The sequence below is a fragment of the Lysinibacillus parviboronicapiens genome, assembly GCF_003049575.1.
Taxonomy (GTDB): Bacteria; Bacillota; Bacilli; order Bacillales_A; family Planococcaceae; genus Lysinibacillus; species Lysinibacillus parviboronicapiens.
On record NZ_PYWI01000001.1, the window covers coordinates 321,562 to 339,819 of the forward strand.

Genomic DNA, 18,258 nt, shown 5'->3' on the forward strand with positions numbered 1-18,258 from the left:
GGGGAGTCTCAAGCATCGCTCGGGTCTAGGTCAGCTACGCCCTTCTGTTTCACGATAGCCTTTGTTGACGCACTGCCTCTGCTAAATAATAGAGCTGCGCTATATAGGAGGTAATGTCATTCGCATTGTAAAATTTATCCTGCGAGAAGGCATATAATTCATTAATTTCTTCAATGGAAATCTGCGTTGCTTCCATAATTGCCAGAAGCTGTATTTGAAAAGCAGTCACTTCTGACATCGTTTGATTCGTTGCCTGCTGAATGGCAGACATATTGGTAAATAACAATTTTTCTGATTGCTCGATTTTCTCAAAAAAGGTCATTGTATAGTTCGCCATATTTTGTGTTTCGCTAACAACTTGCGCCTCATGCTGCATTGTCGTAGATAGTAGCTCCATTCGTCCCACGATATCAGTCACTTTTGTCCGAATATGTACCAAAGCATCTTTACTTTGCTCAGCCAATTTCCGCACTTCTTGTGCCACAACCGCAAAACCTTTACCATGTTCACCCGCACGTGCAGCTTCAATCGATGCATTTAATGCAAGAAGGTTCGTTTGATCAGCGATATCACTAATCATTTTCGTAAATGCCATAATATTATTTGTTTCTATTTGAACATCTTTCAATGACTGTTCTAACCGATTGAACACAGCCATTACTTTTTCCATTTGTCCAAAAAGCTTCGTCATATTGTTATTGCCTTCTGCCACTAGACGGATGTTCTCCTTGCCCTGACCTTCTACATCTTTTGTGATTTCATGGACATGCTCTGTCTCGCTGACTATTCTCTCAGCACCTTTGCGGGAATCATTTAATGCTTGCTGTTGTATTGCAAGTGATTTCTTAATACCTGTTATCTGTTCGATAAATAAACTATCAGCTTTTGCATTTTTTTCGTTGGCTGTACTCAATAATCCAATTAAATCAAACATACCGTTTAAAATCATATCGCGCTCTTCTTTTTTTAAGCCATTAATTTCTAGTCTAAGCGCTTCTTCATGATGTTCGTCTTTAGGACGTATGAAAAATTGTTTTAGCATCTTCTTTCTCCCGTCATCATTTTCCAAAACCAATCAATAATAAGGTTTGGTTGATTAATGATTTATTTAACTGTTCACCGTAGCTACTAAATCCTGCGAGGTTCGGTAGTTGGCTTAATTCACTATTAAGCGCTGGAAATAACCGCTCCTCTTGAAACTGTAATTTTCGCAAAATACAATTACATGCAAGTACACCTTCAAGTCGATTAAATTTGCTAGTAAATGTAGCTAATGTCGTTTGTAAGGTTTCAACTGGATCCCTAGGTTCTAACAATTCCACAACAGCATCTTGGTACACTTGACAATAAAACGCAATAGCTCCATTGGATTCAACTCGGAATGGAGAAGCAATTAATAATTCTTCATTAAAGCAACGTCCAAGTGGATTTTTCATAAAATAACGAGGCAATTGTTGTTCACTCACGCCTAATGCTCTTGCATAAACTCTTGCCGCAGACTCATTATTAATTTCATAGACGATACGTTTTTCTGGATCAGCCTTTGTAATTTTCAATTCGATACCTGTACTTTTAAAAATATTCTCTTTTTGGATATAGAATTCGAGGTATGGTTTGATAAAAACAACGACTCCTCCTTTACCAGTTTGTTGACCGTTTAAGCTTACGATGGTTTTTTCAAATTTTTCATCATCGCCTGCTGTCCCACCAAAAATCGGAAAACCATCATGATGAAAAATGGAATTCACAATTGACAGCATTTTTTCTTCCCCTGCAACTAAGCCCGTTGGAAAAATAAAAGCCAGCCCCTCCTTGTCAATTTGTGGACTCTCTAGACGAATGCCTAATTTTTTTGCACTTTGTAACACCTTAGTACGATCAAAAATTGGGTACTTTTCAATATTGTTCATCAGCACAGCTTGTACTTGTCCAAAATCCTTGCTGTAACTTTGTGCACTTAAACTATGTTGTGAAAATCCTTGTGGACCAATTTCACCAGTCGTAGTGACACCCACCACATCACAATTCGAATACTTTTCGTTGAAATAGGAAGTTAATTGTTCAAAGGAATGGATTGTACTCGTAAAAAACAAAACGAGTGAAGGCTCTTTATGTAATTGTGCACTGACTTCTCTAAATGCCTGTGCAGTATCTCGTGTTGTAGATAAAGCTGAAAGTATATCTGACATAGGACATGTCTCCTTCTAGCATAATTTGTAAATATTACATAAAATAATACTACTATAATAAATAAAAAGCTATCTCTATCCTTTGACAAGTGATAGAAATAGCTTACATATCTCTTAAATAGTTTCAGATTCTTTTGAGTGTACGCGCTTCATGAAATCATTTACATCAGCTGGTACTTTTCTATCTAATAAAGACACTAAAATAACAGATAGGAAACCAACTGGGACAGTCACAATACCAGGGATTTTAAATTGTAAAAAGCTTGGTAGCGTTCCCGGAAGGAAGATCATCCACATGGATACACCCAGACCGATTATTAAGCCTGCTATTGCTCCTTTTTCTGTCATACCTCTCCACCAAATACCTAAAATAAAGATTGGTGTAAATGTACTCGCAGCAACTGTAAACGCTAAAGCTACTAAATGACCAATCGAGGCATCTTTCACGAGTAAACCAAGCGCACCATAAAGTACACCTAAAATCACAATCGCAACCTTCCCTGCAATCACTCGTTGCTTTTGAGTAATATTTTTTTTCATGAAAGTTGCATATAAATCATGAGCCAATGCACCAGAGCTTGTGATAAATAGTCCCGATAAATTCGAGAAGATAGCTGCAAACGCCCCTGCAATAACAAGACCAAGTAACCAATCTCCTCCAAGTGCAAGCGCAGTCGTTGGTATAACCATATTATTCCCACCGAGTACTAAATCTCGCATTATCTCTTCACTTGCCGAACCAGAAATGAAAATTGCACGACCTACAACACCTAAGTATACCGCTAGTAAGAAGAATGCACTTGCAATACCAATTGCCATTAATGCCGATTTACGAGCTGCCTTGGCACTAGGGTTTGTATAAAAGCGCAATAAAATATGTGGAAGACCAATAGTTCCTAACGCTAATCCTATAGTCATACTAATTGTTTGCCAGAAAGTAGGGAAATAAAAGCCTGTCCCTGTCCATGCGGCACCGTCAAAATTAACATCACTTCCATCTAAAGCATATGGTGACGTCCCTGTAATAGGGCCACTGAAAGAATGAATGGCGGTTAAAATTTTATCGTAATGTAAACCTCCGTACATCGCGGCAATCAACATTACTATAAACGCACCAAGACGAATCCAAAGCTCTAATGCTTGGTTGATAGTCGTTCCTTTCATACCACCTATCCCTACATAGAAAATCATAACAATACATGTAAATATAATACCGAATTCATAGGAAGTCCCAAAGAACATACTTAATATTTGTGCCGCACCTAATAGCTGAGGTGCTGCATAGAATCCCGAAATTGCTAATACTACTAGAACAGCCGCTAGGCGTGCTCTTTTGCTATGAAAACGATAAGCTAAAAAATCTGCTACTGTAAATGCACCAAAACGTCTTAATGGACCTGCAACAAAAATAGCTAAAAGTGTTAAACCAATAGAGAAGCAGAATGCATAATAGGCACCATCATATCCTAGTTGAAAAGTTAAACCCGCAATTCCAAGGAAAGTAGCGGCGCTTAAATAATCTCCTCCAATTGCTGAACCATTTGTAAACCATCCGAAGCTTCGTCCCCCAACAAAGAAATCAGATGCAGTTGTATTTCTCTTTGTTAAATACGTAATGTAGACAATTGTCCCCATTAGCGCAATTGTTAACAGCATTTTCGGTTCTAGTAAAGCTTCAATCATTCAACATACCCCCTTTGGTCAAACTATTTATTTGTCATTTCGTACTTCTTTAAACGCTTTTCATACAATGTCGTATGCACGTAGGCAATAACGAAAGCCATTGCCATCATCACAACTGTTGTTACAAACCAAGTGACTGTCATCCCGCCCCAAATTTTCTTAAAAGCGAAGTCAGGTGCAAACCAGTTCATAACCGGAATGCTAAAAATAAAAATGAAATAAAGTACAGTTAAACCCAAACCAGTTGTAAACTCATCTTTCATAATTTTATTTGTCGTCGAATCCAATGGTGGTAAATCTTTTACATCAACCGTTCCAGCTTCAACATAATCGTAATCATGACTCCCAGCCATATTTCTAACCCCCTTTTGTATATGTGAATAATTATCTGAAATTTCAAATTATTATTCACTACAACTATTCTATTCTATTTAGAAAATAATATAGTTACAAAATATTGCTGTATTAGTACAAAATAGTACTATATTAAGTTAAAATATTTCTAATATTCCTTTTTCATTTTTGCAGTTAGAAAGGGGCAGTTGATCATTTTAAACGTTGTATGGTACGTTGAGAATTCAGTTGAAAAACAGCACATGATGGGTTGGCTAGAGGAATTTCTCCCTAATACGTTTGTTGTTTGTGAAGAACGAGCTGCTAACGAAGTGGCAATTTTCGTCTGCGAAATTAACCGCTTATTTGATTGGGTGAAGGTAAATCGTTTAAAGAGAAATTATCCTAACAGTATCATTGTCCCAATTGTTGCAGTACACTTAACCTATTCAACCGGCATTGCCATTGAATTAAATTTACAGGCGCTTCTCATAAAGCCTTTGCAGAAGCAAAAATTTTTACGAATTGTAAAAAAGCTCTTTACATCCTTTAAGGAAAAGCAGGCGCATACACTTACCATGCTTGAACTGTCACAGCAAATTGCGCAAGATCATACGTCTCCATTTCGTGAAGCTTTTTTGAGGCGATTGATTCGTGGTGAAATCGAAAACGAACAAGAGATTATACAAGCTTCCTCGTTTGTATCAACGGACTGTATACCAAATCTCGTCTTTTTGATTCAAGGTTATATTGATGTGAATCATAATCGCCCAGTACCTGAAGATGCAAGTAGTGTAATTACAAATGTCTTTCGTCAGTATTTTGCCGATAAAGCACCGCTGTCTTTTTTAAATTTTGAACGTTACTTATTGCTATTGATGCGTATTCCCAATGACTATACTTCATTTAAACATTGGGCTGAGGGCGTACTTTGTTTGCATGAGGTTATAGAAGTTTTGAAAAAAGACCATAGTATTCATCTATTTATAGGGATTGGTGGGGTATTTAACCAATCCCTACAAGTGAAGGAATCCTATAGTCAAGCAAGAAAAGCACGAAGAAAACCACCAGTTGATAATATTCATATCCGATTTTACGAGGATTTAACAAAGCATGAACAGCTTCAAAAAGCCCTCCACTATATAGAGGAGCATTATGATAAACAAATAACGATCAGCGATGTTGCTAATTACATTAACTTTAGTTCCACCCATTTTAGCCGGTTGTTTAAAAAAGAAACGGGACGCAATTTTGTAGATTATGTGGCCTTTACACGTATCATTAAAACACTCCCCTTTTTGCGAAAATACGATTATACTATTGAAAAGATTTCCGCAAGTTCTGGCTTTAATACACCTAATTATTACAGCCTTACTTTTAAAAAATACGTTGGACTTTCACCAACTGAATACCGTAATACCAAGGAAATTTTATTTAAATAAAAAGTTCTCTGTAGCCGATAATATTCGCGTCATTGCCCCCCACAAAAATAAATTACTTCTTTCGCTCGAGGGTTTAGACCTTGAGCTTAAGACGCGAAGTAATGAAACAACATACATAAAAAAATGAGCAGCCGATTAACATCGAGCTGCTCATTCCATCTTTTAAATGGACAATTTCATCCCGTTAAGGGACTGTTATCTTAAGGATGATTGTTGTATTTACTTTAGCTTATTATACGTAATACTTTTCCACTACTTCTGCACAACGTGCACAAACTGTTGGATGTGCTTCGTTCGAACCGACTGTTGGTGAAATTGACCAACAACGCTCACATTTCTCACCTGTAGCTTTCTCTACAACGATGGATGCATGCTCAAAAGCCAATGCTTCAGCAGTAGCCGCTTCAAATGGTGCTACCTCAAAGTCAGACACGATTGATAGTTGTGCAAAGTCAATATTTGCATCGTTCAATAATGCTGAAATATCTTCTTTTGCATATACTGTTACTTTTGCTTCTAGAGATTTACCAATTGTTTTGGCATTACGTGCTTCCTCTAATGCTTTTAAAATGTCATCGCGTATGTCGATTATTGCTTCCCATTTTGTGCGCAGACTTTCGAAGTTTTCTTGCTCCTCAACCTCTGGGAAATCAGTTAATTGAACAGATACTTCTTCTACCAAGCCTTGCTCGAATAAATAAGACCAAATCTCATCTGTTGTATGCGGAATAATTGGTGTCATAACTCTTACTAATGTCATTAATGTATCATAAATAACGGATTGCATTGCACGACGATCTTTATTGTCATGACCTTCAATGTATACTACGTCTTTCGCGATGTCTAAGTAGAAAGAAGATAACTCAACAGCGACAAAGTTATTGATTGCATGGTATACAGCTGCAAAATCATAACGGTCATAAGCCGCGCGCACAGTTTTTAAGATGTCTTGCAAGCGCATGTATACATATTGGTCCATTTCACGTAAATCTGCATATGCTACGCGGTCAGTCTGTGGATTGAAATCGGCAATATTCCCATGTAAGAAACGGAATGTATTACGGATTTTACGGTATACTTCTGAAACTTGCTTTAACATATCCATTGAAATACGTACATCGGCTGTGTAGTCAACAGATGCTACCCACAAACGTAAAATATCTGCACCATATTGATCCATCACTTTTTGTGGAATAATAACATTGCCGAGTGATTTACTCATTTTACGTCCTTCACCATCAAGCACAAAACCATGTGTTAGTAGCCCTTTATATGGTGCATAGCCATTAATTGCTACTGAAGTAATTAATGAAGAGTTAAACCAGCCACGATGTTGGTCAGAACCTTCTAAATAAAGATCAGCAGGATATTTCATTCCACGTTCTACTAGAACACCTTGGTGAGACGAACCTGAGTCAAACCATACGTCCATAATATCGTTTTCTTTTGTGAACTCACCATTCGGGCTTCCTGGGTGTGTGAACCCTTCTGGTAGTAACTCTTTTGCCGACTTTTGGAACCAAATATTTGAGCCATGCTCACGGAACAGTGCAGAAATGCGTGCGATTGTTTCTGGCGTTATAATTGGCTCACCATTTTCAGCATAGAAAATTGGAATTGGCACACCCCATGCACGTTGACGAGAAATAACCCAGTCCCCACGGTCGCGAATCATGTTATAAAGACGTGTTTCGCCCCAAGCTGGTGTAAATGTTGTTGATTTTACAGCTGCTAGTAACTCATCGCGGAATGCATCGATTGACGCAAACCATTGTGGTGTAGCACGATAAATAACTGGTTTTTTCGTACGCCAATCATGTGGATAAGAGTGCGTAAAGAAATCTAATTTTTCTAGTGCTCCGACTTCAGCTAATCGCTCAGTCACCATCTTGTTTGCATCATTATAGAAGACACCTTCAAAACCTGGCGCTTCATCTGTATAACAACCACGATTATCAACTGGGCTAAGAATTGGTAAATCATATAATTTACCAATATTATAGTCATCTTCCCCGTGTCCAGTAGCTGTATGAACACATCCAGTCCCAGCTTCAGCAGTTACATGCTCGCCCACCATGACAAGTGATTCTCGGTCATAGAATGGATGTTGTGCTACCAGGCGATCCAACGCTTCCCCTTTTACTTCCTGGACAACTTCATATGTTTCCCACTCAAGCTCTTTTGCAATTGTTTCCAATAATTCTTTCGCAATAATGAATTTTTTATCTGCAACTGCTACAACTACATAGATAAATTCTGGGTTTAACGAAATCCCTAAATTTGCCGGAATTGTCCAAGGAGTTGTTGTCCAGATGATGAATTTTGCATCAGCTGGTACAATACCTTTTGCATCTTTAATCGCAAAGCTTACATAAATAGAGGCCGATTTTACATCCTTATATTCGATTTCTGCTTCTGCAAGTGCGGATTCAGAAGAAGGTGACCAATATACTGGTTTTAACCCTTTATAAATGTATCCTTTTTCCGCCATCTGACCGAATACTTCAATTTGGCGAGCTTCAAATGCTGGCTTTAATGTAATATATGGGTTTTCCCAATCACCACGAACACCTAAACGACGGAATTGTGCACGTTGGTTGTCAATTTGTTCATAAGCATATTGCTCACATAATTCACGGAAATCTGCAACTGACATTTCTTTACGTTTAACACCTTTGTTTGTTAACGCTTGCTCAATTGGTAAACCATGTGTATCCCAGCCAGGAATATAGTTAACATGGTAGCCTGTCATAGAACGATGGCGTGTAATCATATCTTTTAACACTTTATTTAAAGCATGACCGATATGAATATCTCCATTTGCATAAGGAGGACCGTCATGCAACACATACTCTGGACGACCTACTGTACGCTCCATCTGTAGTTTATTGATGTCCAATCCATTCCATTTATCTTGCATCTTCGGTTCATTTGCCGGTAAATTTCCGCGCATTGGGAAATCCGTTTTCGGCATTAATAAGGTTTCTTTATATTCAACCATGTGTAATTCCTCCTCTATTTTTTTGCAAACAAACAAAAAAGCCCCTCAATCCCTAAAAAGGGACGAGAAGCTTTGACTCGCGGTACCACCCTAGTTGCAGTACATAAAAGTACTGCCTCTTGAATGCACGTTAACGTCATGCGCCCCGAAATAACTTACTAATCGTTCAGTTATTTAGCTCAGGAGTGATGTTCTTTGTTAATTGATTGTTTGGGCTCCCACTATCCCCAAATCGCTTCACTACGCCTAACAAATACTGTCTCCATCTTTGCCTGTATGCATATCTGTTCAAAATAATTACTATTACAATAGTATATGAAAATCCATCATTGACGTCAAGTCTAACTGATTTATTTAGTAAATGATTACCAACTCTAAATTGCGGATAAATATCGCCAGTGTGGATTTGTCTAAACTTCGTCAGATTCCTGCGCTTCTTCAACAGACGATTGAATTTCTGTTAAATCAATATCATATTGTAACAAATGATCCCAATCATCTGCATTTAATAGATCAAGTTGTGCTTCCACAAGCATTTTAAATCGATTACGGAAAACCTTTGATTGTTTTTTCAGCTCATCAATTTCAATTGTCACTTTACGAGCTTTTGTTAAAGCCTCATTGATAATGCGATCGGCATTTTTCTCTGCTTCTTTGACAATTAGTTTTGCTTCTTTTTGTGAATTTCTTCGGACTTCATCAGCGGCCTCTTGAGCCACCACAATTGATTTTTGTAATGTTTCTTCTAACGAACTGAAATATCTTGCTTGTTCTAAAGACATTTCTAGCTGCTTGTCGACTTCCTTTTTTTCTCGCAATAAAATTTCATAATCTTTGATGATCTGATCTAAAAATTCATTTACTTCATCTTCTGCATAACCTCTAAAAGATTTTGTAAACTCCTTATTATGTATATCAATAGGTGATAATGGCATACAATCCTTCTCTCCTTTACATGTACATTCGTTCTTCCTATTATACAATTGTTCCAACAACTTAGCAGTATAAATTAATGAATTTTACTTGATTTTTAGCTTTTTTGGGCCAATCGACCGATTTGCAAGCGAATTTTATCTTTTTTTGTACGGCCTTCTGTCATAAGTATTTTCACACGACCACTTCCTCGTACTGACAATATATCGCCTTCTTGTAATTCGAAAGCAACTGACTCTCGTTCCGTCCAATTTACTCGTACTTTCTTTCCTGTTATAAGTGCCTGTGCCTTTTGGCGAGACACCTTTAATACACTAGCAATAATGACATCTATACGCATGGAAGAAACCGTATATGACTCTTCCACCCATTCATCCTCATTTTGAATGAGGGGTTCTATCTCTTTCATCGACTCGACATGTACTTTAACCTTACCAATGCCCGTTAAATGAAGACGGACATAATCTGCAACCTCATCGGCGACTACAAATTGTACTTGATGTTCATTCACGCGAATATCACCAAATTTAGCGCGATCTAGCCCTAATGACAATAGTGCACCGAGTACATCTGGATGACGTAATTGTATGAACTTAGCAGGATAATGAATGGTAAAAACCGTTAGTTGATAGTCCTCTAATTGCGGTTCAAAATAAGCTGGAAAGATAAGCATACGTTGACGTTCTGCCTCATGAAAAAGACCGGCACTCATGGTTTTTAGCGCATCGCCTTGACCAATAATCGACATCACTATAAAACGTTGTCGTGGGTCTAGAAAATCAGTCAGTTTTGGAGCATAACGATCCTCTACCTCACGTTGCCAACTTACTACCTGTTCGATGAAAGGCTGCTCGTCCTTTCTAAAATGTTGTATTAAATGCTCCATGGTATTCACCTCATTTATCCTTTTACTACTGATGCTAAACTTAGTATTTCCCAGTTAAACAAAAAATCCCCACCAACTGTGAGGATTTTCGTCTAAAACATTAAATATATTTTTTGAATCACAATGAAAAGACCATTTTGAATAAAATTCAACAGGAAAATTGCCACAATTGGAGAAATATCAATCATACCGATTGGCGGAATAAACTTCCTGAAAATCCCTAAATACGGTTCACACACTTTTTCAAGCATACGACCAATTGATGAGTTTTGTGCCGCTGGTATCCAAGACATTAAAATATATGCAACTAGCATAAAAGAATACACCTTAAATGCTATTGACACATAATACATTATTACATATAAAGTCATATAAACTACAATCCTCGCTCTTTAATTATCGTCTAAAATAAAATTTGAAATTTCGCCAGATACTTCTACATTATCCGGTGTACAAAGGAATATATCTTTTCCGATGCGTTGTATATCACCGCCAAGTGCATAAACGGTGCCGCTTAGAAAATCGATAATTCGTACACCTTGCTCACGATCTATACGTTGTAAATTGACTATTGTAGCACGTTTGTTTTTTAAGTTTTCCGCAATATCCTGGGCCTCGGCATAAACTCTTGGTTCTACTAATACAACTTTTGCACCTTTCGAATTCATCGCTGCTTGTAAACTGACAATATTATTATTGGCAGAGGCACTTTGTGGAACAATTTCATGAATCGGTGCCTTACGTTCTTTTATGATCTTTTTAGATTTAGCTGCATGAATCGGTTGTTGTTGCACGGGTTGTTGCTGTTGAATAGGAGCTTGCGTGATTTCTTCTTCTATTTCTTCTTCAAGATAAAAGAAGTTTTTAATTTTATTTTTCATGCTCATCCTGTTCCCCTCTTTCATTTCCAACAAGAGCCGTTCCGACTCGAACGAATGTAGCTCCTTCCTCCACCGCTATTTCAAAGTCATTAGACATGCCCATTGATAACTCGGTACAAGGTGCGTGTGCGAATCCCCGTTCGGCTATTTGCTGTTGACATTGTTTTAATTGCTTAAAAACAGAGCGAATCATTGTTTCATTCTCTGTATTTGGTGCCATTGTCATCAAACCAACAACTTGAATTTTCGTAAAGTTTTGTAAAGTTTCGATAAAAGATATAGCCTCTTCGGCTGTTAAACCATGTTTTGATTCTTCACCTGATACATTAACTTGTACAAAACATTTTACAGGCTTGTTTGCTCTTTTTTCAATTTCTTCAGCTAAGCTCAATCGATCCAACGAATGTAAATAATCAATATCATTAATGACCTGTTTAACTTTGCGTGTTTGAAGTGAGCCAATATAATGCCAATGTACATCAGCTTGAATCGCTTCAATTTTAAGTTTTAAACCTTCAGGGCGATTTTCTCCTACATGCACGAGCCCTGCTTCAATTGCTTCTTGCGTTCTTTCAACAGAAACCTCTTTTGTCACAGCGATCAATTCAACATTATCTTGTTCACGATTTGCACGTTTTTGTGCTGCTTGTATTTGTTCTTTAATTTTGGATAAATTTGTTAAGATTTTCGTCACTTTTTTCCCAACTTTGCAACATTAGTTTCTTTTATTGTAACAAGCAACGCTTTATTTATCAATGAATAGCCTGACCTATTAGTGAAAGTACATTCGCGTTGTTCTTCCGCAAGTGAAGCAAAGATATTCTCATATTGGCTATTTTAACGCACGAGAAGCTAGGGCTACGATAGAGCCTTCACAAGTATAACATCCTTACCAACAACCAAGACATCCTTCATATAAACTTTTCTAACTGAATCTTCTCCTCTAAAAAAACCAAGATACTTACGAGGTTCTGCTATCATAAATGCAGTTACATAGCCTGTTTCCTTCGAAACCTCTGCATCTACAACAAACCCTAAAAAACGCCCATTTCCAGCTTCGATTACTTCTTTTTGCTGTAAATTTGAGAAACGCATTCTATACCCCTCCTAAATCAATGACATTATACATAATTGTACATTTTACGGTCCTTCGGTTAGCGTTTTTCTAACTGAATGAAGATAAAATGCGCACCGAAATCTCGGGTGCGCATTGTCTACTTACTTATAATCTTTCTGCATCGTTTCTATTGCATTTTTTTCTAGTCGTGAAATTTGCGCTTGAGAAATCCCCAGTTCCTTTGCAATTTCAGTTTGTGTCTCACCAAAATAAAAACGCTTTGCTACAATCATTTGCTGACGTACATCTAACTTTTGCAAACTTTCTTTTACCGACACGTAGGCAACCCATTGATCTTCCGATACATCATCATCACGTAATTGGTCCATCATATAAACAGCGTCCCCGCCGTCTGAATAAATGGGCTCTTGTAATGAAACTGGGTCTTGAATGGCATCTAAAGCGAATAAAACATCTTCCTTTTTCATGTCAATCATTTCAGCAATTTCTTCAATCGTTGGTTCTCGCAAATTATCGGTTATCCATTGCTCCTTAGCCTGCATCGCCTTATACGCAATATCTCTAAGTGAACGAGAAACACGTAGTGCATGATGATCACGCAGATGGCGACGAATTTCACCAATGATCATTGGTACAGCATATGTTGAAAATCGTACATTATGCTTTAAATCAAAATGATCGATGGCTTTCATGAGGCCAATACAGCCTACCTGAAATAAATCATCTGCCTGTTCACCCCTATAGGCAAATCGCCCGACAATACTGAGCACTAACCTTAAATTGCACATTACAAGCTCTTCTCTAATCTCGGTTTCTCCTGCTTGTAAACGGATGAAGAGTTCCTTCATTTCCTCGTGCTTTAAAATTGGCAAAGTCGATGTATCTAAGCCGCAAAGATCTACTTTTGTTCGCATATTCGATTCCTCCGGATGTTATTCTCTGACTAAACCGTTACATCAGTTTGTCCGAGAGAATCGAGAATATGCAGAAAAATTACGACCAATTTTAGGTAGGATAAATTTCCCTAACTATGATATTGGCTGATTTAAATTTTCCCGTAAATCCTGAATAATTTTCTTCTCTAGGCGGGAAATATATGATTGCGAGATACCTAAATGATCAGCTACTTCTTTTTGTGTCATTTCTATTTTTCCGTTTAAGCCAAAACGACATTCCATAATATATCTTTCACGTGCACCTAGTAAATTAATGGCATGGAACATATGCTGACGTTCAATTTTCTTTTCTACATTATCTAAAATAATATGTTCCTCTGTACCTAAAATATCAGATAATAGTAATTCATTTCCGTCTGCATCCGAATTTAATGGTTCATCAAGCGAAACCTCACCCTTCATGCGACTTGTCTTACGCAAATGCATCAAGATTTCATTTTCAATACAACGTGATGCGTACGTTGCAAGCTTAATATTTTTATCTGTATTGAACGTTTCAATCGCCTTAATCAAGCCAATTGATCCAATACTAATTAAATCCTCAATCGGCGTACCCGTATTATCAAAACGTCTAGCAATATAAACAACAAGACGTAAATTCCGTTCAATAAGTGTGTCTCTTGCTCGTAAATCTCCGTTCATAAAGGATGCAATGACTGTGACTTCTTCTTCTCGACTTAGTGGCACTGGCAATGAATCATTTCCCCCTATATAGTACGTTTCACGACTCCGAAACTTACCCCATAATTTTTTCAAGCTAGCAAGTAGCCTAAGAAGCAATAGTTCTCCCCCTCTATGAGTTATTTGAAAGCGCTGAAAAATGTAAAATTGCTGCTGTGCTATGTGGAAAATTTTTAGCTTTTTTCGTTAAAACGATATATTCATCTGCCTTCACTTGTGACGTCTCCCCTTTTATAAGCCACTCATCAAAGCGAAAGCCTAATACAACTGTTTGTTCCTGCACTGTATTTACATGAATAAATCGAATAAGTCGTTGATAATCTGCTGAAAACATTGATACATCGTACGGATCGGATTCTTGCCATTCAGATAATGCTTTTCGCATCGCTATTGGTAAATGTGGTCGTAACGCTGTATAAGAGACAAAATGAACAGGCTTTCCAGATAAAGGCTCGATGCATTGATTTCCCGTATCAACAAATGCCGAAAGAGGTATCGCTACATCAAAAATCTTTAACGTCGTATCAAAAACAAACTGACCACTTACACGCTCCAACTTCACAAACCCCCATTGTTTATAAAAAACAGCGAGATAACCAATGGTAAGTACTATGCAAATTAACATAAAATGAATGACAGAAAGATTCTTTAAATACGGTTGTAACGCTGTTAATAGCCCGCCAATAACAATTGTTGCTACCAGTACTATTGGTCCTTGTTTTTGAAAACTTCGAATCTTGAAGTGAAATGCAATACCAATTAGCACAATAAAACTTAGCAATATGATGATTAGCTTTTGACCACCGATTACAGCTATCAAACTACTACAAATAGAACTCATTAATAATCTCGTATTCTTTACATGAACCCGTGTTACCTTTGCCGTAAACGTGAGTATCGCTAGATTATAAAGCGTATTAATGAGCACCAGCCATTCTCCATACATAACAGCCGCCTCCTACTTACAAAGTTATCACGCCGCAGTCACAAATATTGTCAAACAATCGCATCAATTCCTTAAAATGTTTTGACAAAATACATGCTTTCCTTACACAATTGAACATAATAAAGAAAATTAATTTCAATATAGGCAATTTATAGGCAATCACTAATCACTTCAAAAGATTAAAAACATCAAAGCAAAAGAATAGTTGCTCCCCAACCAATATAAAAAGCTCGTATTTTACATAAGTAAAATACGAGCTTTTAAGAAGTCAAAGTTTTTTGGTTATCCCCGATTTTTACGATTACGTAAAAATGCAGGTACCTCAAGCATATCATCCTGTGCATAATTCTGATGATTTTGACGTGGCTGTTCTTGCTGCACATGAACTTCTTGACGTTGCTCACGAATTGGTGCTTGTTGTTGAGGAGCAGCTTGTCGATTAGTATTTAACGCTGGTCGTACAGATCCACGTTGTTGTTGTAAAGCTTCTTCAGTAAAACCAGTCGCAATAACTGTTACAATAATTTCATCTTTTAAATTCTCGTTAATAACAGAACCGAAAATCATATTCACTTCTTCATCAGACGCTGAAGCTACGATATCTGCTGCTTCTTGAACTTCAAATAAGCTAAGGTTTGAACCGCCTGTAATATTCATAAGAACACCTTTTGCACCATCAATAGATGATTCAAGTAAAGGACTCGAAATAGCTTTTTTCGCTGCTTCTGCAGCACGGTTTTCTCCTGTTGCAATACCAATACCCATTAATGCAGAACCTTTATTAGACATAATTGTTTTAACGTCTGCAAAGTCTAAGTTAATAAGTCCAGGTGTTGCGATTAAATCTGAAATACCTTGTACACCTTGTCGTAAAACATTATCTGCTTCACGGAAGGCTTCTAGCATTGGCGTAGATTTATCGACAATTTGTAATAGCTTGTCGTTCGGAATGACGATTAATGTATCAACCGCTTCCTTCATGCCGCCAATACCACCGATTGCTTGTGTTTGACGCTTACGACCTTCAAATGTGAATGGCCGAGTTACTACACCTACTGTAAGTGCACCTAAATCACGTGCGATTTGCGCAATAACTGGGGCAGCACCAGTGCCTGTACCGCCACCCATTCCAGCCGTTACGAATACCATATCCGCACCGCGAAGAACTTCTTCTAATTGTTCACGACTTTCTTCCGCAGCCTTTTTCCCTACTTCGGGATTAGCACCAGCACCTAAGCCTCGTGTAAGCTTTGTACCAATTTGTAACTTTATTTCAGCCTTCGATAAATTTAAAGCTTGTGCATCTGTATTTACTGCGATAAAGTCAACACCTTGTACACCATGTTCTATCATTCGGTTAACAGCGTTGTTACCGCCGCCACCGACACCAATGACTTTTATAACTGCAAGTTGATCAACACTTGTATCAAATTCTAACATACTTTTTTTCCTCCCACGGTAACTCGACTCTGTATCATTCATTACGCATTCAAGTTAATCAAAAAATTTATCAAATAATTTTTTTGCTCTCCCGATTACGCTTCCCTTAGACTCTGATGGTGCAACATATTCTTGCTTCTTAGGTGTCGCTGATTGAGCTCCTACAACCGCATATTCACTAGGTTGCGTATTCGTACTTTTTCCGTAAAAATCATCTTCTAAATAGGCGTAACGAATTAGTCCGACTGCCGTCGTAAATGAAGGCTCTCTAACGCCAATATAATCAGGTATATATATTCTAACACGCGTTTGCAATATTTGGCGCGCCAGTTGCGCAATACCATCAAGCTTTGCAACTCCACCTGTTAAAACAACTCCACCTGGTAAATCCCGCACACCTAGTCGCGCTAACTCATCAATTACAAGCTCGAATAATTCTTCCAAGCGAGCACCAATAATTTCTGAAATAAAACGCTGGCTGTACTGATCTCTTGAATCTGTACCTACAATCGGCACTTCAAAGAGTTCTTCGTCTGATGCATCGTCGTAAAAGGCATGTCCAAATTGGTGTTTGATTTGTTCTGCTTGCTCTGTTGGTGTTTTTAAGACAATTGAAATGTCTTTTGTAATATGATCTCCACCAACTGGTATCACACCCGTATGAGTTAACAGACCTTCTTCAAATACTGCTATAGTTGTTGAACCGCCTCCTAATTCGATGAAGGCAGTACCTTGATTTTTCTCATCTTCCGTTAAAGCGAAATAACCAGCTGCCAATGGTTGCAAATAAATTTCTCTAATGCTTAAGCCTGCTCGCTCTACACAACGAAGTACATTGTGTAAAAGTGTTTTAGAGGTTGTAATCATCGTTGCATCCATTTCGAGACGAATACCAATCATACCGCGAGGATCTTTGATTTCGTCTAAATTATCCACAATAAATTGTTTTGGAATAATGTTAACTAATTCACGTTCAGGAGGTATTGACATGACCTGTGCAGATTCTACCACTCTGTCTAAGTCATCATCTGTAATTTCTCTATTTTCACTATTTACAGCGACAACACCCTTAACTAGCTGTAACATCGTCTGGTTTGCTGGAACTCCTAGCACGACTTCATCGATTTGATAGCCGGTCATTCGTTCTGCTTGTTCCACTGCCTTTCGAATAGATTGAACTGTTGCATCAATGTCAACAATCGCACCTTTGCGAACTCCATTCGATTTTACATTTCCGACCCCAATTACATGTAATTGTCCGTCGCTCATTTCACCTATTAATACTTTGATAGAGGATGACCCAATATCAAGTGATATATATAACTCTTGCTGATTCAATTCGCTGCACCTCCTTGAAAAAATGCTCTTAATTTCATTCTATTGTAAATCTAGCGTAATGTCTAAGCAAATCGAGTATTTTAGGCAATTTTTCTCTTACTCTATGGAATTTTTGTTCTTCTTGTGACGTTTTTCATCCAACCGAGTTAGTAATATACGCCTAATGATTGCTATATTTTGGAACAAACGTACTCCGAAAGCAAAAATGGCTGCTAAATACAAGTCCACCCCTAAATTCACACCTAAGAAGGCGAGTCCTGCTGCCAGAACTATATTAAAAAAGAAACCTGATACAAAAACTTTATCATCATAAACTTGCTGTAATTGAGCTCGTATGCCGCCAAATAATGTATCTAACGCTGCCAAAACAGCTATTGAAAGATAATTTTCATAAATAGAGGGTATCTGGATATTTGTTAATAAGCCCAAGGCAAGTCCAAATACTAAGCCTAAAAATGGTAGCCACATATA

Annotated in this window: 18 protein-coding genes and 1 other annotated feature; of the genes, 1 reads left to right on the forward strand and 17 read right to left on the reverse strand. The window is 37.7% G+C overall.

Going from position 1 to position 18,258, the window contains the following annotated elements:
• Positions 1-49: 49 nt before the first annotated feature.
• From C9J35_RS01545 to C9J35_RS01560, 4 genes are all read right to left on the reverse strand, one after another.
• Entirely contained in the window at positions 50-1,042 is a 993-nt protein-coding gene (locus C9J35_RS01545; protein ID WP_107923143.1) for a methyl-accepting chemotaxis protein, read from the reverse strand.
• Positions 1,043-1,058: 16 nt separating this feature from the next.
• Positions 1,059-2,189: an FIST signal transduction protein gene (locus tag C9J35_RS01550; RefSeq protein ID WP_107923144.1), complete on the reverse strand. Its 1,131-nt coding sequence runs from the start codon at positions 2,187-2,189 to the stop codon at positions 1,059-1,061.
• A gap of 114 nt (positions 2,190-2,303) precedes the next feature.
• Positions 2,304-3,872, reverse strand: coding sequence for a sodium/solute symporter (locus C9J35_RS01555; protein WP_107923145.1), 1,569 nt, complete (start codon positions 3,870-3,872; stop codon positions 2,304-2,306).
• A gap of 23 nt (positions 3,873-3,895) precedes the next feature.
• On the reverse strand, positions 3,896-4,225 hold the full coding sequence (locus tag C9J35_RS01560) for a hypothetical protein (protein ID WP_054767106.1): 330 nt from the start codon (positions 4,223-4,225) through the stop codon (positions 3,896-3,898).
• Positions 4,226-4,414: 189 nt separating this feature from the next.
• Here C9J35_RS01560 and C9J35_RS01565 point away from each other — a divergent pair, with 189 nt between their 5' ends.
• Positions 4,415-5,647 carry a helix-turn-helix transcriptional regulator gene (locus tag C9J35_RS01565; protein ID WP_235616166.1) on the forward strand — a complete coding sequence of 411 codons (1,233 nt, stop codon included), beginning with the start codon at positions 4,415-4,417 and terminating at the stop codon, positions 5,645-5,647.
• A 232-nt stretch (positions 5,648-5,879) separates the two neighbouring features.
• On the opposite strand, the gene ileS is transcribed toward C9J35_RS01565, so the two are convergent.
• From ileS to C9J35_RS01630, 13 genes are all read right to left on the reverse strand, one after another.
• Positions 5,880-8,648 (reverse strand): isoleucine--tRNA ligase, encoded by a 2,769-nt coding sequence (ileS, locus tag C9J35_RS01570; RefSeq protein WP_107923146.1) that lies wholly within the window; start codon positions 8,646-8,648, stop codon positions 5,880-5,882.
• Between the two features lie 55 nt (positions 8,649-8,703).
• Positions 8,704-8,926: a binding site (T-box leader), on the reverse strand.
• A 132-nt stretch (positions 8,927-9,058) separates the two neighbouring features.
• Positions 9,059-9,583: a DivIVA domain-containing protein gene (locus tag C9J35_RS01575; RefSeq protein WP_107923147.1), complete on the reverse strand. Its 525-nt coding sequence runs from the start codon at positions 9,581-9,583 to the stop codon at positions 9,059-9,061.
• A gap of 95 nt (positions 9,584-9,678) precedes the next feature.
• On the reverse strand, positions 9,679-10,467 hold the full coding sequence (locus tag C9J35_RS01580) for a YlmH family RNA-binding protein (RefSeq protein ID WP_107923148.1): 789 nt from the start codon (positions 10,465-10,467) through the stop codon (positions 9,679-9,681).
• A 92-nt stretch (positions 10,468-10,559) separates the two neighbouring features.
• Positions 10,560-10,838, reverse strand: a complete 279-nt coding sequence (locus C9J35_RS01585; protein ID WP_107923149.1) for a YggT family protein — start codon at positions 10,836-10,838, stop codon at positions 10,560-10,562.
• 21 nt (positions 10,839-10,859) lie between these two features.
• On the reverse strand, positions 10,860-11,354 hold the full coding sequence (locus tag C9J35_RS01590) for a cell division protein SepF (protein ID WP_107923150.1): 495 nt from the start codon (positions 11,352-11,354) through the stop codon (positions 10,860-10,862).
• Complete coding sequence (locus tag C9J35_RS01595) at positions 11,338-12,042, reverse strand: YggS family pyridoxal phosphate-dependent enzyme (RefSeq protein ID WP_107923151.1); 705 nt, start codon at positions 12,040-12,042, stop codon at positions 11,338-11,340. The genes C9J35_RS01590 and C9J35_RS01595 overlap by 17 nt, the downstream gene beginning before the upstream one ends.
• 164 nt (positions 12,043-12,206) lie before the next feature.
• On the reverse strand, positions 12,207-12,443 hold the full coding sequence (locus C9J35_RS01600; protein ID WP_010858343.1) for a PRC-barrel domain-containing protein: 237 nt from the start codon (positions 12,441-12,443) through the stop codon (positions 12,207-12,209).
• A gap of 123 nt (positions 12,444-12,566) precedes the next feature.
• Positions 12,567-13,340, reverse strand: coding sequence for an RNA polymerase sporulation sigma factor SigG (sigG, locus tag C9J35_RS01605; RefSeq protein WP_107923152.1), 774 nt, complete (start codon positions 13,338-13,340; stop codon positions 12,567-12,569).
• 114 nt (positions 13,341-13,454) lie between these two features.
• Positions 13,455-14,162: an RNA polymerase sporulation sigma factor SigE gene (gene sigE, locus C9J35_RS01610; RefSeq protein WP_024362133.1), complete on the reverse strand. Its 708-nt coding sequence runs from the start codon at positions 14,160-14,162 to the stop codon at positions 13,455-13,457.
• Between the two features lie 13 nt (positions 14,163-14,175).
• The gene (locus C9J35_RS01615) at positions 14,176-15,009 is read right to left on the reverse strand and encodes a sigma-E processing peptidase SpoIIGA (protein ID WP_107923153.1); all 834 of its coding nucleotides are present in this window, start codon (positions 15,007-15,009) and stop codon (positions 14,176-14,178) included.
• A 282-nt stretch (positions 15,010-15,291) separates the two neighbouring features.
• Positions 15,292-16,449, reverse strand: coding sequence for a cell division protein FtsZ (gene ftsZ, locus C9J35_RS01620; RefSeq protein ID WP_107923154.1), 1,158 nt, complete (start codon positions 16,447-16,449; stop codon positions 15,292-15,294).
• A 54-nt stretch (positions 16,450-16,503) separates the two neighbouring features.
• Positions 16,504-17,787, reverse strand: a complete 1,284-nt coding sequence (gene ftsA / locus C9J35_RS01625; protein ID WP_107923155.1) for a cell division protein FtsA — start codon at positions 17,785-17,787, stop codon at positions 16,504-16,506.
• A gap of 96 nt (positions 17,788-17,883) precedes the next feature.
• The gene (locus C9J35_RS01630) at positions 17,884-18,255 is read right to left on the reverse strand and encodes a small basic family protein (RefSeq protein WP_107923156.1); all 372 of its coding nucleotides are present in this window, start codon (positions 18,253-18,255) and stop codon (positions 17,884-17,886) included.
• Positions 18,256-18,258: the final 3 nt, after the last annotated feature.

Coding starts and splice junctions, on each gene's coding strand:
- C9J35_RS01545 (WP_107923143.1), bottom strand. CDS start 1,042: ATGCTAAAACAATTTTTCATACGTCCTAAAGACGAACATCATGAAGAA.
- C9J35_RS01550 (WP_107923144.1), bottom strand. CDS start 2,189: ATGTCAGATATACTTTCAGCTTTATCTACAACACGAGATACTGCACAG.
- C9J35_RS01555 (WP_107923145.1), bottom strand. CDS start 3,872: ATGATTGAAGCTTTACTAGAACCGAAAATGCTGTTAACAATTGCGCTA.
- C9J35_RS01560 (WP_054767106.1), bottom strand. CDS start 4,225: ATGGCTGGGAGTCATGATTACGATTATGTTGAAGCTGGAACGGTTGAT.
- ileS (WP_107923146.1), bottom strand. CDS start 8,648: ATGGTTGAATATAAAGAAACCTTATTAATGCCGAAAACGGATTTCCCA.
- C9J35_RS01575 (WP_107923147.1), bottom strand. CDS start 9,583: ATGCCATTATCACCTATTGATATACATAATAAGGAGTTTACAAAATCT.
- C9J35_RS01580 (WP_107923148.1), bottom strand. CDS start 10,467: ATGGAGCATTTAATACAACATTTTAGAAAGGACGAGCAGCCTTTCATC.
- C9J35_RS01585 (WP_107923149.1), bottom strand. CDS start 10,838: ATGACTTTATATGTAATAATGTATTATGTGTCAATAGCATTTAAGGTG.
- C9J35_RS01590 (WP_107923150.1), bottom strand. CDS start 11,354: ATGAGCATGAAAAATAAAATTAAAAACTTCTTTTATCTTGAAGAAGAA.
- C9J35_RS01600 (WP_010858343.1), bottom strand. CDS start 12,443: ATGCGTTTCTCAAATTTACAGCAAAAAGAAGTAATCGAAGCTGGAAAT.
- sigG (WP_107923152.1), bottom strand. CDS start 13,340: ATGCGAACAAAAGTAGATCTTTGCGGCTTAGATACATCGACTTTGCCA.
- C9J35_RS01615 (WP_107923153.1), bottom strand. CDS start 15,009: ATGTATGGAGAATGGCTGGTGCTCATTAATACGCTTTATAATCTAGCG.
- ftsZ (WP_107923154.1), bottom strand. CDS start 16,449: ATGTTAGAATTTGATACAAGTGTTGATCAACTTGCAGTTATAAAAGTC.
- C9J35_RS01630 (WP_107923156.1), bottom strand. CDS start 18,255: ATGTGGCTACCATTTTTAGGCTTAGTATTTGGACTTGCCTTGGGCTTA.